This window comes from Streptomyces sp. NPDC085932, assembly GCF_044540525.1.
Classification (GTDB): Bacteria; Actinomycetota; Actinomycetes; order Streptomycetales; family Streptomycetaceae; genus Streptomyces; species Streptomyces levis.
This window is the reverse complement of the sequence record NZ_JBITSJ010000005.1, coordinates 463941-477235: the sequence shown is the minus strand read 5'-3', so window position 1 is coordinate 477235 and position 13295 is coordinate 463941. Positions and strand designations below refer to the sequence as shown.

Here is a 13295-nt window from a genome sequence, read left to right as displayed (position 1 = left end):
GGCAGATGACGTGAGGCAGGAGCCCTCAGGTGTCGAAGTCCACCGTCAGCGTCTCGGAGACCGGATACGTCTGGCAGGTGAGGACGTAGCCCGCGTCCACCTCGGACGGTTCGAGGGCGAAGTTGCGGCGCATGTCCGCCTTGCCGTCGGTGACCAGGGCGCGGCACGTGCCGCACACGCCGCCCTTGCAGGCGAAGGGCAGGTCGGGGCGGGTCTGCTGGGCGCCTTCGAGGAGGGTGCGTTCGCGGGGCAGGGCGGAGGTGGTGGAGCGGCCGTCCAGGGTGATGGTGACCTGGCTGACCGGGCCGGTGGGGCCGGTCTCCGTGTGCCGGACCTCGCGGACCGGCTCGTCGTCGGCGTAGAAGAGCTCCTGGTGGACGCGGTCGGCGGGGACTCCGAGGGTGGAGAGAACCTGCTGGGCGGAGCGGACCATGCCGTGCGGGCCGCACAGCCACCAGTGGTCGGCGGACTCCACGTCGACCAGCGCGTCGACCAGGGCCGCGAGCCGCTCGGCGTCGAGGCGGCCGGAGAGCACCTCGGCCTCGCGGGGTTCGCGGGAGAGGACGTGGGCGAGCTGGAAGCGCGTCGGGTACAGGTCCTTCAGGTCCGCCAGCTCGTCGGCGAACATCACCGTGCCGGTGCGGCGGTTGCCGTAGAGGAGGGTGACGCGGGAGCGGGAGTCGGCGGCCAGGACGGACTCGGCGATGGAGACCATGGGCGTGATGCCGGAACCGGCCGCGACGAGGACGTGGTGGCCGGGCGTGGTGAGGTCGGGGGTGAAGGCGCCGGTGGGGGCCATCACCTCGACGGTGTCGCCGGGGCGTACCTCGCGCACCAGCCAGGAGGAGAACAGGCCGCCCGGGACGACCCGGACGCCGATGCGCGGGGCCGTGCCGGCGGGTGAGCAGATGGAGTAGGAGCGGCGTTCGTCGCGGCCGTCGATCTCGCGCCGCAGGGTGAGCGACTGGCCGGGCGCGAAGGCGAACTCCTCGGCCAGCTCGGCCGGGATGTCGAAGCTGACGGCTGCCGCGTCCTCGCACAGCGGCTGCACGGCGGCGACCCGCAGGGGGTGGAAGACCGGGCGTCGGCGGGCGCGCGGGCGGGCCGCCGGGGCAGGGGCCGGCTCCATCAGGTCCTCCATCAGATCTCCTTGACGTACTCGAACGGCTCGCGGCAGGCGAGGCAGCGCCACAGGGCCTTGCAGGACGTGGCGGCGAAGCGGGAGGTCTCCTCGGTGTCGGCGCTGCCGCAGCGGGGGCAGGACACCGAGCGGCGGGTCGGCGCCAGCACGAGCGGCACCGGCCCGGCGGCGCGTACGGGCGCGGCTCCGGGCGGGGCGATGCCGTGCTCGGCGAGCTTGCGGCGGCCCTCGGCGGTGATCCAGTCGCTGGTCCACGGCGGGTCGAGGACGGTGCGGATCTCCACGCGCGCGTACCCGGCGTCCCGCAGCCGGGCGGCCACGCCGGCGCGCATCTCCGCCATGGCGGGACAGCCCGAGTAGGTCGGGGTCAGGCTCGCGACCACCGTCCCGTCCTGCGTCAGGGACACGTCGCGCAGCACGCCGAGGTCGGCCAGGGTGAGCATGGGCAGTTCGGGGTCGGGCACCTGCTCGGCGATCCGCCGCGCCCGCCGCGCGTCCAGGAGCGTGGTCACCATGCCGCCTCCGGGTGTGCCCGGGCCACGCCCTGCAACTCGGCCAGCAGCGGCGCCAGGTGCTCGGTGTGCTCGCCCGAGCGGCCGGAGCCGGGCAGCGGGCGGTAGACCGGCATGGGCAGCCCGGCCGCCTCGGTGACCTGGCGCAGGACCGCGACGACCTCGTCGCGCACGTCGTACGCCGTGAACAACTCGCCCAGGTAGGGGGCGACCTGCTCCTGCGCCTTGCGCATCCGCCGGTGCGACTCCTCGGTGCCGTCGCCGAGCCGGACGGCCCACTCGGCCGCGTACTGGCGGTGGTAGGCCAGCTCCTTCACGCCCTTGGCGGCGATCGCCGCGAGGACCGGGTCGCGGTGCGCGGTGAGCCGTTCGAAGTGGGCGAGGCGCCAGCTGGAGAACACCAGCAGCCGGACGACCGAGAACGCGAAGTCGCCGTTGGGCAGTTCGGCCAGTCGTACGTTGCGGAAGTCGCCGGCGTCGCGGAAGTAGGCGTAGGCGTCCTCGTCGCGGCCGGTGCCGTCGACCTGGCCCGCGCGGGAGTAGAGCAGGCGCGCCTGGCCGAGCAGGTCGAGCCCGATGTTGGCCAGCGCCACCTCCTCCTCCAGCTCGGGGGCCCGGGTGGTCCACTCGGCGAGCCGCTGGGCCGCCACCAGGGCGTCGTCGGCCAGCGTGACGCAGAGAAGGGCCAGTCCGCCGGGGTCGACACCGTCCGGGACGGTGGTGTCGACGCCGTGCAGGGGGTCCTCGAAGCCGGTGCCGTAGGCCCAGCGGGTGTCGTCCTCGTGTCCCTCGGCGAGGGTCAGGTAGACGTGGTCGTCACTCATGCCCTCTCCTTCAGATGTGCGGGACGTCGGCGGGGATGTCGTAGAAGGTCGGGTGGCGGTAGACCTTGTCGGCGCTGGGCTCGAAGAAGGGGTCCTTCTCGTCGCGCGTGGAGGCGGCGATGTGCTCGGAGCGCACGACCCAGATGGACACGCCCTCGTTGCGGCGGGTGTAGAGGTCGCGGGCGTGGGTGAGCGCCATGCGGTCGTCGGCCGCGTGCAGCGAGCCCACGTGGACGTGGTTCAGGCCGCGCTTGCCGCGCACGAACACCTCGTACAGCGGCCAGTCCTGCTTGCCGGCGGTCATGCCACCGCTCCCTTCCGCTCGCGACGCGCCTGCTTGGCGGCGTGGGCGGTGGCCGCCTCACGCACCCAGGCGCCCTCCTCGTGGGCCGTGCGGCGCCGGGTCACGCGCTGGTCGTTGCACGGTCCGTCACCTTTGATGACCCGCATCAGCTCGTCCCAGTCGGGCGTGCCGAAGTCGTGGTGGCCCCGCTCCTCGTTCCAGCGCAGCTCCGGGTCGGGGAGCGTCACGCCGAGCTTCTCGGCCTGCGGGACGGTCATGTCGACGAAGCGCTGGCGCAGTTCGTCGTTGCTGTGCCGCTTGATCTTCCAGGCCATGGACTGCGCGGAGTTGGGCGAGGCGTCGTCGGGCGGGCCGAACATCATCAGCGACGGCCACCACCAGCGGTTCACCGCGTCCTGCACCATCTCGCGCTGTTCGGGGGTGCCGCGCATCATCGTCATCAGCAGCTCGTAGCCCTGGCGCTGGTGGAAGGACTCCTCCTTGCAGATCCGCACCATGGCGCGCGCGTACGGCCCGTAGGAGGAGCGGCACAGCGGCACCTGGTTGCAGATCGCGGCCCCGTCCACGAACCAGCCGATCACGCCGACGTCCGCGAAGCTGAGCGTCGGGTAGTTGAAGATCGACGAGTACTTCTGGCGGCCCTCGATGAGCCGCTCGGTCAGATCGGCGCGGTCGGCGCCCAGGGTCTCCGCCGCCGAGTACAGATACAGCCCGTGCCCGGCCTCGTCCTGGACCTTCGCGAAGAGGATGGCCTTGCGGCGCAGCGACGGGGCGCGCGTGATCCACTCGCCCTCCGGCTGCATGCCGATGATCTCCGAGTGCGCGTGCTGCGCGATCTGGCGGATCAGTGTCTTCCGGTAGCCCTCGGGCATCCAGTCGCGCGGCTCGATCCGCTGGTCCCGCGCGATCGTCGCGTCGAAGTGCCGCTGGAGAACCGGCTCGGTGCCGTCCGCCCCCGGGGGGCTGGAGTGTGTCGTGTCCATCCGTCCCACTTCCCAACCGACCATTCGTTCGGTCCATGGTATGACAAGGCGCCGCGCCTTGGTAAGACCCCGGCCCCTTGACAGGCCCCTCGGCGAATTGATTACTTGGCGGCACCGAAGCTAACCGAATGTTCGGTCGGGCTACAAGGTGGTGCGAGAAGTGAGTCATACCGCTGACGCGACACCGGCCGCGGAGGCCATGTTCGCCGCGGACGAGGCCTCCCGCGGACTCGGCATCGAGCTGCTGGAGCAGGGCGAGGGGACGGCCGTGCTGCGCATGACCGTGACCCGGTCGATGGTGAACGGGCACGGCATCGCCCACGGCGGGTACGTCTTCCTGCTCGCCGACAGCGCCTTCGCGTGCGCCTGCAACAGCCACGGCCCGACGACGGTCGCGGCCGGCGCCGACATCACCTTCGCGGCCCCGGCGCACGAGGGCGACGTCCTCGTGGCGAGCGCCGAGGAGCGCACCCGGTACGGCCGCAGCGGCCTCTACGACGTGACCGTCCGGCGGGGTGACGAGGTGATGGCGGAGTTCCGGGGCCGCAGCCGCAGCATCAGGAGCACGACGTCGAAGGAGCCGGCATGACCAGCGAGACGGGGACCGGGACGGACATCGCGGCCGGAGCCGGCCGGAGCCGGGGCGAGCCACTCCCCCACGACCTGCTGGACGACGCCGAGCGCCTGAGCCGCGAGCAGCTGCGCGAGCTGCAGCTCGACCGGCTGCGCCGGAGCCTGCGGCACGCCTACGACCACGTGGAGACGTACCGGAAGAAGTTCGACGCCGCGGGGATCACGCCCGAGGACTGCCGCTCCCTGGAGGACCTGGCCCGTTTCCCGTTCACCACGAAGGCCGACCTGAGGGACACCTACCCGTTCGGCATGTTCGCGGTCCCCATGGACCGGGTGCGCCGGGTGCACGCCTCCAGCGGCACCACCGGGCGCCCCACGGTGGTCGGCTACACGGAGAACGACCTGTCGATGTGGTCGGACCTGGTGGCCCGCTCGATCCGGGCGGCCGGCGGACGCCCGGGCCACAAGGTGCACATCTCCTACGGCTACGGCCTGTTCACCGGCGGCCTCGGCGCGCACTACGGCGCGGAGCGGGCCGGTTGCACGGTGATCCCCGCCTCCGGCGGCATGACGGCCCGGCAGGTGCAGATCATCCAGGACTTCCGGCCCGAGATCATCATGGTCACCCCGTCGTACATGCTCACGCTGCTCGACGAGTTCGAACGGCAGGGCGTCGACCCGCGCACGAGCAGTCTGCGAGTGGGCATCTTCGGGGCGGAGCCGTGGACGGAGGAGATGCGCCGCGAGATCGAGGACCGGATGGACCTCCACGCCGTCGACATATACGGCCTGTCGGAGGTGATCGGCCCGGGCGTGGCGCAGGAGTGCGTGGAGACCAAGGACGGGCTGCACGTGTGGGAGGACCACTTCTATCCCGAGGTCGTCGACCCGATCACGGGCGAGGTGCGGCCCGAGGGCGAGGAGGGCGAGCTGGTCTTCACCTCCCTGACCAAGGAGGCGCTGCCGGTCGTCCGCTACCGCACCCGGGACCTGACCCGGCTGCTGCCCGGCACGGCCCGGCCCGCGTTCCGCCGCATCCAGAAGATCACCGGCCGCTGCGACGACATGATCATCCTGCGCGGGGTGAACGTCTTCCCCAGCCAGATCGAGGAGATCGTGCTGCGCACCCCCGGAGTCGCGCCGCACTTCCAGATCCAGCTGACCCGCCGGGGACGGCTGGACCACATGACCGTGCGGGTCGAGACCCGTCCCGGCACCGGCCCGGACGCGCGGGAGGCGGCGGCCCGGTCGATCGCACAGGCCGTCAAGGACGGGGTCGGGGTCTCCGCCGAGGTGGCGATCGTGGAACCGGAGACCCTGGAGCGTTCACTGGGCAAGCTCCGCCGGGTGAAGGACCTGCGCGAGGACTGAGCGGGCCGAGAGGAACAAGGGCGGGGAGAGCCGAGCGGAGCGACAGGACGGGGAGAGCCGGGCGGACCGAGGTGACCACGACGATGCCCTACCGGCCGTAAGCGGACATCCGGGGCGAAACGCCGACGTGGTCCTTCGCGGCCCTCCCCCGAGCGACGACCATGCCGTGTCATGGACATCTTGCTCGTCACCAGCGCGTTCAACAGCCTGTCCCAGCGCGTCTACGCCGAACTGTCGGACGAGGGACACCGGGTGGACGTCGTCCTCGCCTCGCACGGGGACGACGCGGTCCGCGCCGCCGTGCGCGAGGTGCGTCCGGGCCTGATCGTCGCGCCGATGCTGACGTCAGCCCTGCCCGAGGACGTGTGGCGGGAGCACACCTGTCTGATCGTGCGCCCGGGGCCCGCCGGTGACCGGGGTCCGTCCCCGCTGGACTGGGCGATCGAGGAGGGCGCGTCCGAGTGGGGCGTGACGGTGCTTCAGGCCGAATCGGCGCCGGACGCCGGGGACATCTGGGCGGACGGGTCCTTCACGCTGCCGCCGGCCGGCAAGAGCGACGTCTACCGCAACGAGCTGGCGGACGCCGCCACCGCCGCGGTACTGCTGGCGGTGCGGCGCTTCACGGAGGGTTCGTTCAAGCCCCGGCCGCAGAGCGACCCCGGGATCCGCGTGGTCTGGCGCGACGCCTTCCGCCAGGAGCAGCGGCGGATCGACTGGGAGAACGACGATACGGAGACCGTGCTGCGCAAGCTGCGCGGGGGCGATTCGCGGCCGGGCGTCCTGGACGAGCTCTGCGGCCGGGAGGTCTACCTGCACGGCGGCCATCCGGAGGACCGGCTGCGCGGAGAGCCCGGGGAGTTGCTGGCGACCCGGTCCGGCGCGCTCTGCCGCGCCACCCGGGACGGCGCGGTGTGGATCCCGGAACTGCGCCCCCGCAGGAGTTCGGGCGACCCGGCCCCGTTCCGCCGCCCGGCGGCCTCGGTGCTCGCGCGCTTCCCTGCGCCGCCCGGCAGCGGCCCGGGCATGCCCGGTTCGCAGGACCGCCCCTACTGGCTGCCGGAGATCGCCGTCCCGCTGGAACTGCCTCCGAGCCGCACCACATGGGCCGACATCCGCTACCGGCAGCAGGGCTCCGTCGGCTTCCTGTCCTTCTCGTTCCCGGGCGGGGCGATGAGCACCACGCACTGCCGCCGGCTGCTCGCCGCCTACCGGTACGCGCTCACCCGCCCGACCTCGGTGCTGGTGCTCGGCGGTGCCCGCGACGTCTTCTCCACCGGCGGCCACCTGCATGTCATCGAGGCCTCCGCCGACCCGGCGGGCGAGTCCTGGTCCAATCTGCTCGCCATGAACGACCTGGTCGAGGCCGTGCTGCGCACCACCGACCGGGTGGTGGTCGCGGCCCTCGGCGGCAACGCGGCGGCCGGCGGGGTGATGCTCGCCCTGGCCGCCGACGAGGTCTGGTGCCGCGCGGGCGGCGTCCTCAATCCGCACCACCGGAACCTGGGCCTGTACGGCTCGCAGTTCTGGACGTACTCGCTGCCGCGCCGGGTGGGCGCCGAGACGGCCGAGCGGCTGACGAGCGAGGCGCGGCCGGTGAGCGCGGCGGCGGCGGAGCGGCTCGGTCTCGTGGACCGCCTGGTCCCGGCGTCTCCCGGGGAGTTCGCCGCGGAGGTGGCGCGTCTGGCCGCCGACGTGGCCACCGACCCGGACCTCCCGCGCCGGATCACCACCAAGACCACGGCACGTCACGCGGACGAGCTCCAGCAGCCCCTCGCCGAGTACCGGCGGACCGAACTCGCCCGGATGCGCGCCGCGTTCTTCGACCCGCAGGCCCCGTACCACGCGCTGCGCTCCGCCTTCGTCCGCGGGCTCCCGCACGGCTCCGCCCGCCCGCTGGCGGCAACCGGCACGGCCTAGCGAACGGCCGCCGACAAGCGGGGCCGCCGGCCGCGGGGTGCCGCCGGCCGAGGGTGCCGCCGGGCGGGTCACCGCCGGGTGCCGGGAAGCCGGCGGGCCAGCAGCGGGATGATCACCGCGGCGGCCACCAGGTGGGACACGGCCAGCACGACCTGGGTGGACACGGCCGTGTGCGGGGCGACGGCGGGACCGGCGAGGGACAGCGCGGTGAGGGCGACGGTCGTCACCGTGAAGGTGCGGGCGGGCCTGCGGGCCCAGCGGGCGAGCACGACCGCGAGGACGATCCCGGCGACCGACCAGAACACCACCCCGCCGAAGAAACCGCCGACCGGGATCTCCGCGGCCTCGGTGGCCCCGGGACTGGCCGCCTCCATGGGGACGCCCGCCGCCCGTGCGGCCAGTGCGAAGACCTCGGTCACGACGGCGCCGGCCAGGGTCGCCAGGACGCCGACGAGCCAGACGGGACGGGCGGAGAGGAAGCCGGTGACGGTCCGGGAGGCGGCCGGGGCAGCCGGGGCGGTCGGGGTCCCGGGGGCCGGGGTCCGGGGGGTCGTCGCACTCATGTCGCTGTCTCCTGGGGTGAGTCGGGGGCGCGGAGCGCGCCTTGCGGAGAGGTGGACGGCGCGGCGCGGCGGAACTCATCGGTGTCCCGGGGACTTTCCACGAACGGTTCGGCCGTTGGACCGGATGGCACACGTCACCCGCACGAACCCGCGCGTCGCGGGAAGGCGTCACACCATGGACCAGCCGACGAACCGCCCCACCACGAGCCCCGCCGTCACGACCCTGGCCGACCCGCTGGTCAACAAGGGCACCGCCTTCACCCGCGACGAGCGCGAGGCACTCGGTCTCGACGGGCTGCTCCCGCCCGCCGTGGAGACCCTGGACGAGCAGGTCGCCCGCGCCTACGAGGCGTTCCGCGGCTACGACAAGCCCCTCAACCGGCACATCTACCTGCGGCAGTTGCAGGACACCAACGAGGTGCTCTTCCACCGTCTGGTCACCGAGCACCTGGAGGAGCTGCTGCCGGTGGTCTACACGCCGACGGTGGGCGAGGCCTGCCGCCGGTTCAGCGAGATCTACCGGCGGCCGCGCGGGCTCTTCCTGACGTGGGAGGACCGGCACCGGTTCCGTGACATCCTGCGCAACCGCCCGCACGGCAACCAGGACGTGGACGTCATCGTCGTCACCGACGGGCAGCGCATCCTCGGGCTCGGCGACCAGGGCGTCGGCGGCATGGGCATCCCCATCGGCAAGCTCAGCCTCTACACGGCGATCGGCGGCATCCATCCGGCCCGCACCCTGCCGATCCTGCTGGACGTCGGGACGGACAACGAGGACCTGCTGGGCAACCCCCGCTACCTGGGCCGCCGGGACCGCCGGCTGACGGGCGCGGAGTACGACGAGATGATCGAGGCGTTCGTGGCGGCGGTGGAGGCGGAACTGCCCGGGACGCTGCTGCAGTGGGAGGACTTCGCCACGGCCCACGCGTACCCGATCCTGGAGCGCTACCGGGACCGGCTGCTCACGTTCAACGACGACATCCAGGGCACGGCGGCCGTCACGCTCGGCGCCCTGTCCACCGCAGCGGACGTGGCCGGCACGCCCCTGCCCGAGCAGCGGCTGGTGATCCTCGGGGCGGGGTCGGCGGCGATCGGCGTCGCCGGGATGATCCGGACGGCCATGGTGGACGAGGGGCTGACCGAGGACGAGGCGACGGCGCGGTTCTGGATCCTCGACGTGGACGGCCTGCTGGTGTCGTCCCGTTCCGGACTCTCCCCGCAGCAGCGGGCGTTCGCGCGGGACGACGGCGAGGTCGCCGGCTGGGACGGCACCGGACTCGCCGAGGTGGTGCGCCGGGTCGAACCGACCGCGCTGATCGGCCTGTCGACGGCACACGGCGCCTTCACCGAGGAGATCGTGCGGCGGATGGCCGGCACCTGCGAACGGCCCGTGATCTTCCCGCTGTCCAACCCCACGTCCCACTCCGAGGCCGAGCCCGCCGACCTCACCCGCTGGACGGACGACCGGGCGCTGATCGCGACCGGCTCGCCCTTCCCGCCGCTCACCGTGGACGGGCACCGGGTGCCGGTGGCGCAGTCGAACAACGTGTACGTCTTCCCGGCCATGGGTCTCGCGGTGACGGCGTGCCGGGCCGCACGCGTCACCGACCGGATGCTCGTGGCCGCCGCCCGGGCCGTCGCGCGGTGCGCGGTGCGGGCCGCCGACGGCGTCGAGGGGCCCGTGCCGCTGTTGCCTCCGCTGTCGGGGATGCGCGACTCCGCCCGCGAGATCGCCCTGGCCGCGGCCCTCGCCGCCGTGGAGGACGGGGTGGCCCCCCACGCGACGCAGGGGGAGCTGCGCGAGGCGATCGCGCGGGCCCAGTGGACACCCCGCTACGCGGACTGAGCACGCGCGGCGCGCCCGCCCCGGGGCACGTACTGTCTGAGCACGACGGTCGACCCGCGGAGGCATCGGCAGCATGGACCAGCGGCACCCCCTCACCGACGGCGCGCTGGACGCGGCCGCGGACACGTTCGAACGGCTGCGTCCGCGGCTGTTCGGCATCGCCTACCGCGTCCTGGGCAGCGTGTCCGAGGCGGAGGACGTGGTGCAGGACGTGTGGGTGCGGTGGCAGGACAGCGACCGGAGCGCGGTCCGCGACCACGGGGCGTTCCTCGCGAGGATCGCCACCCGCCTGGCGATCAACGTGGCCGGTTCGGCCCGGGTCCGCCGTGAGGCCTATGTCGGGCCGTGGCTGCCGGAGCCCGTGGACACCGGTGTCGATCCACAGGTCGGCGCCGAGCGCGGCGAGGCGCTGGAGCTGGCCGTGCTGCTGGTCCTGGAGCGGCTGAACCCGGTGGAGCGGGCGGCGTACGTGCTGCGGGAGGCGTTCGACTACGGGTACGACGAGATCGCGGACATGCTGCAGCTGAGCCAGGCCAACACGCGGCAGGTCGTCAGCCGGGCGCGCAGGCGGCTGTCGGCCGAGCGCCGCGAGCCGGTCGACCCGTCCCGGCACCGGCGCCTGCTGGAGGCCTTCGTCGCCGCCGCGCGGCACGGTGACGTGGCCGCGCTGGAGCAGGTGCTGTCGGCCGACGTCGTCGCCTACGCGGACGGCAACGGCATGCGCGGCGTGGCCCGCCTGGAGATCACGGGCGCCGGCCGGGTGGCCCGGGTCACCGCCTTCGCGCAGAAGTTCTTCCCCGGCGCCGAGTACGGGGTCGTCGACGCCAACGGGCAGCCCTGCCTGCTGCTCGTGCGGGACGGGGCCGCCGTCGCGCTGGTGAGCGCCACCGTGGGGCCCGACGGGATCGACGGGCTCTACTGGGTCCTGGCACCGGAGAAGCTGCGGGCGTACGAGCGGTCGGCGCGGCGGGGCGCCGGCCGCCCGTAGCCGGTGCGTCAGTTCTGCTTCAGCCACTCCTCGTAGCGGGTGGCGGACAGGTGGGCGACGCCGTCGCCGGTGAGCACGTCGGGCATGCCCGCGAACAGTCCGGCGCCGTCGTCGGTGACGACCGTGCGGCCGTCCGGCTTCACCGCCAGGGTGATCTCACCGAGCCGGTCGAGCCCGTACACCTCCGGGCCCGCGATGTCGCGGACGGTGTTCGACGGCTCGCCCTGCGCGGCCTCGGCGACGGCCGCCGCGACGTCGGCGGAGGCGATGGGCCGCAGCCGCGTCGACGGCAGCCGCACCTCGGTGCCTTCGGTGGACATGTTCATCACCGGCGCGATGAACTCGAAGAACTGCGTGGCGCGCACGATGCTGTACGGCACGCCACTGGCGCGGACAGCGTTCTCCTGGGCGACCTTGGCCTCGTAGTAGCCGTAGCCCGGCACCTGGTCGACGCCCACGATGGACAGCGCCACGTGGTGGCGGACGCCCGCTTCCCGTTCCGCGGCGAACAGGTTGCGGGCCGAGCGGGTGAAGAAGTCCAGGGCCGGTTCGGTGTCGAAGGACGGCGAGTTCGACACGTCCACGACCACGTCCGCGCCCCGCAGGGCCTCTTCCAGGCCCTCGCCCGTGAGGGTGTCCACCCCCGTGGAGGGGGCGGCGGCCCGCGCCTCGTGGCCCCTGTCGCGCAGCCGCGCCACCACCTGCGAGCCGATGAGCCCCGTACCGCCGACGACCACGATCTTCATGTCTGTCTCCTTCATCGAGTTGCTGACTCATCAGAGAGACAGGGCGGGGCCGGGATCTGTGACAGCCTGCCGTCCCCTGCGCCCTTCCCCCTCCGGTCGCCTCATGTCATGCTCACGTCAGCTCTCACATCACTGAACGTCGTTCATATATCTGACTCACCGAGGAGTGGCGGACCATGAAGGCACGATCCCGTCCCGTCGTCGTGCTGCTGACCCTCACCGCGCTGCTGGCAGGGGTTCTCCCCGTGGCCTCGGCGCACGGGGAGACACGGCACGCACCCCGCGTTCCCGACACCGCCGTTCTGGACGGCGCCCGGCTGCAGCGGACGAAGCTGCGTCTGGAGCACGGCGACCCCGCGCTGCGGCGCGCCGTCCAGGCGTTGCGGACACGCGCCGACCGATGGCTCCACCAGGGCCCCTGGACCGTCGTCGACAAGCCACGGCCCGCCCCCAGCGGCGACGTGCACGACTATCTGAGCCAGGCGCCGTACTGGTGGCCCAGCACCACCCCGTCCGCCGGGAACCCGTGGGGCTGCCCGTACGTGCAGCGCGACGGGGAGCGCAACCCCGAGGTCGACACCGGCACCGACCGCCAGGACGTGGAGAAGACCTTCGACTCGGCCTACGACCTCTCGCTGGCCTGGTACTACACGGGCGACCGGCGCTACGCGCTGAAGGCCGGGCAGGTGCTGCGGACCTGGTTCCTCGACCCGGCGACGCGGATGAACCCGCACCTGCGGCACGCGCAGTTCATCCCCTGCAAGTACGACGGCCGGGCCATCGGCATCATCGACTTCTCCCAGTCGTACACCGCCGTCCTGGACGCGCTCGCCCTGCTGGAGACGGGCGCACCGGGCTGGACCGCGCGCGACCGCGCCGGCATGACGGCCTGGAACACCGCCTTCCTCGACTGGCTCCGCACCAGCGACTTCGGCAGGCAGGAAGCCGCCGCCACCAACAACCACGGGACCTTCCACGATCTGCAGGTCGCCGGCCTCGCCTACGCGACGGGCGACGAGGAACTGGCCCGCCGGACGGTCCTGGAGGCCCGGGGCAAGCGCATCGCGGCGCAGATCGCGCCGGACGGCAGCCAGCCCCAGGAGCTGGCCCGCACCCGGAGCTGGCACTACTCGGTGTTCACGCTGGTCGCCCACACGCGGCTGGCCGCCATCGGCCGCAAGGTCGGCGTGGACCTGTGGGCCTACACGGGCCCGGACGGGCAGAACCTGTCCGAGGCCGTGGACTACCTGCTGCCCGCGGCCACGGGAGCGAGCGCCTGGCCGCATCCGGAGCTCGACTTCCGGCGGTTCGCGGCGACGGATGTCGTCCACGCGGCCGCCGACGCCGGTGACCGGCGGGCGCGGCGTGCCGTGCCGCTGCTCCAGGAGCCGCCGGGCGGCGACCTGTGGGCCCTGCGCCCGGCGGCGGAACAGCTGGACTCCATCGCGGGCTGACCGCACCCGGGCAGGCCGTTCGGTCAGCCGGTGCGCTCAGGCCGTTCGGTCAGGCGGTGCGGTCGGGCCGTTC

General features: G+C 73.2%; 13 protein-coding genes. 6 read left to right on the top strand and 7 right to left on the bottom strand.

The annotated features are described in order from the left end of the window. Window positions 1–25: 25 nt before the first annotated feature. The 5 genes from paaE to paaA are packed head-to-tail and all read right to left on the bottom strand — an operon-like array spanning window position 26 to window position 3764. Complete coding sequence (paaE, locus tag ACIGAQ_RS26195; RefSeq protein WP_394814175.1) at window positions 26–1141, bottom strand: 1,2-phenylacetyl-CoA epoxidase subunit PaaE; 1116 nt, start codon at window positions 1139–1141, stop codon at window positions 26–28. Beyond that, a complete protein-coding gene (paaD, locus tag ACIGAQ_RS26190) occupies window positions 1141–1656 on the bottom strand; it encodes a 1,2-phenylacetyl-CoA epoxidase subunit PaaD (protein WP_399786729.1) in 516 nt (171 codons plus the stop codon). Before paaD ends, paaE begins: the two co-directional genes overlap by 1 nt. Continuing rightward, window positions 1650–2477, bottom strand: coding sequence for a 1,2-phenylacetyl-CoA epoxidase subunit PaaC (paaC, locus tag ACIGAQ_RS26185; protein WP_399786726.1), 828 nt, complete (start codon window positions 2475–2477; stop codon window positions 1650–1652). Before paaC ends, paaD begins: the two co-directional genes overlap by 7 nt. A 10-nt stretch (window positions 2478–2487) precedes the next feature. Further along, window positions 2488–2781 (bottom strand): 1,2-phenylacetyl-CoA epoxidase subunit PaaB, encoded by a 294-nt coding sequence (gene paaB / locus ACIGAQ_RS26180; protein WP_311679177.1) that lies wholly within the window; start codon window positions 2779–2781, stop codon window positions 2488–2490. After that, the gene (gene paaA, locus ACIGAQ_RS26175; protein WP_383342779.1) at window positions 2778–3764 is read right to left on the bottom strand and encodes a 1,2-phenylacetyl-CoA epoxidase subunit PaaA; all 987 of its coding nucleotides are present in this window, start codon (window positions 3762–3764) and stop codon (window positions 2778–2780) included. The genes paaB and paaA overlap by 4 nt, the downstream gene beginning before the upstream one ends. A 199-nt stretch (window positions 3765–3963) precedes the next feature. On the opposite strand from paaA, the gene paaI reads away from it, so the two are divergent. The 3 genes from paaI to ACIGAQ_RS26160 all read left to right on the top strand — a co-directional run bounded on the left by paaI (window position 3964) and on the right by ACIGAQ_RS26160 (window position 7625). After that, window positions 3964–4353, top strand: coding sequence for a hydroxyphenylacetyl-CoA thioesterase PaaI (gene paaI, locus ACIGAQ_RS26170; RefSeq protein ID WP_399787157.1), 390 nt, complete (start codon window positions 3964–3966; stop codon window positions 4351–4353). Next, window positions 4350–5708 (top strand): phenylacetate--CoA ligase PaaK, encoded by a 1359-nt coding sequence (paaK, locus tag ACIGAQ_RS26165; protein WP_399786722.1) that lies wholly within the window; start codon window positions 4350–4352, stop codon window positions 5706–5708. Before paaI ends, paaK begins: the two co-directional genes overlap by 4 nt. A gap of 171 nt (window positions 5709–5879) precedes the next feature. Beyond that, window positions 5880–7625: an enoyl-CoA hydratase-related protein gene (locus ACIGAQ_RS26160; protein WP_399786719.1), complete on the top strand. Its 1746-nt coding sequence runs from the start codon at window positions 5880–5882 to the stop codon at window positions 7623–7625. 68 nt (window positions 7626–7693) lie between these two features. Here ACIGAQ_RS26160 and ACIGAQ_RS26155 read toward each other — a convergent pair whose 3' ends face one another. After that, window positions 7694–8188, bottom strand: coding sequence for a DUF6069 family protein (locus tag ACIGAQ_RS26155; RefSeq protein WP_399786716.1), 495 nt, complete (start codon window positions 8186–8188; stop codon window positions 7694–7696). Between the two features lie 175 nt (window positions 8189–8363). Between ACIGAQ_RS26155 and ACIGAQ_RS26150 the strand changes: the two genes are divergently transcribed. Both ACIGAQ_RS26150 and sigJ read left to right on the top strand, forming a co-directional pair. After that, complete coding sequence (locus ACIGAQ_RS26150) at window positions 8364–10034, top strand: NAD-dependent malic enzyme (RefSeq protein ID WP_399786713.1); 1671 nt, start codon at window positions 8364–8366, stop codon at window positions 10032–10034. A gap of 73 nt (window positions 10035–10107) precedes the next feature. Continuing rightward, window positions 10108–11022 carry an RNA polymerase sigma factor SigJ gene (gene sigJ / locus ACIGAQ_RS26145; protein ID WP_399786710.1) on the top strand — a complete coding sequence of 305 codons (915 nt, stop codon included), beginning with the start codon at window positions 10108–10110 and terminating at the stop codon, window positions 11020–11022. Between the two features lie 8 nt (window positions 11023–11030). On the opposite strand, the gene ACIGAQ_RS26140 is transcribed toward sigJ, so the two are convergent. Continuing rightward, on the bottom strand, window positions 11031–11768 hold the full coding sequence (locus tag ACIGAQ_RS26140) for an NAD(P)H-binding protein (RefSeq protein WP_311679188.1): 738 nt from the start codon (window positions 11766–11768) through the stop codon (window positions 11031–11033). A gap of 176 nt (window positions 11769–11944) precedes the next feature. On the opposite strand from ACIGAQ_RS26140, the gene ACIGAQ_RS26135 reads away from it, so the two are divergent. Next, on the top strand, window positions 11945–13222 hold the full coding sequence (locus ACIGAQ_RS26135) for an alginate lyase family protein (protein ID WP_399786707.1): 1278 nt from the start codon (window positions 11945–11947) through the stop codon (window positions 13220–13222). Window positions 13223–13295: the final 73 nt, after the last annotated feature.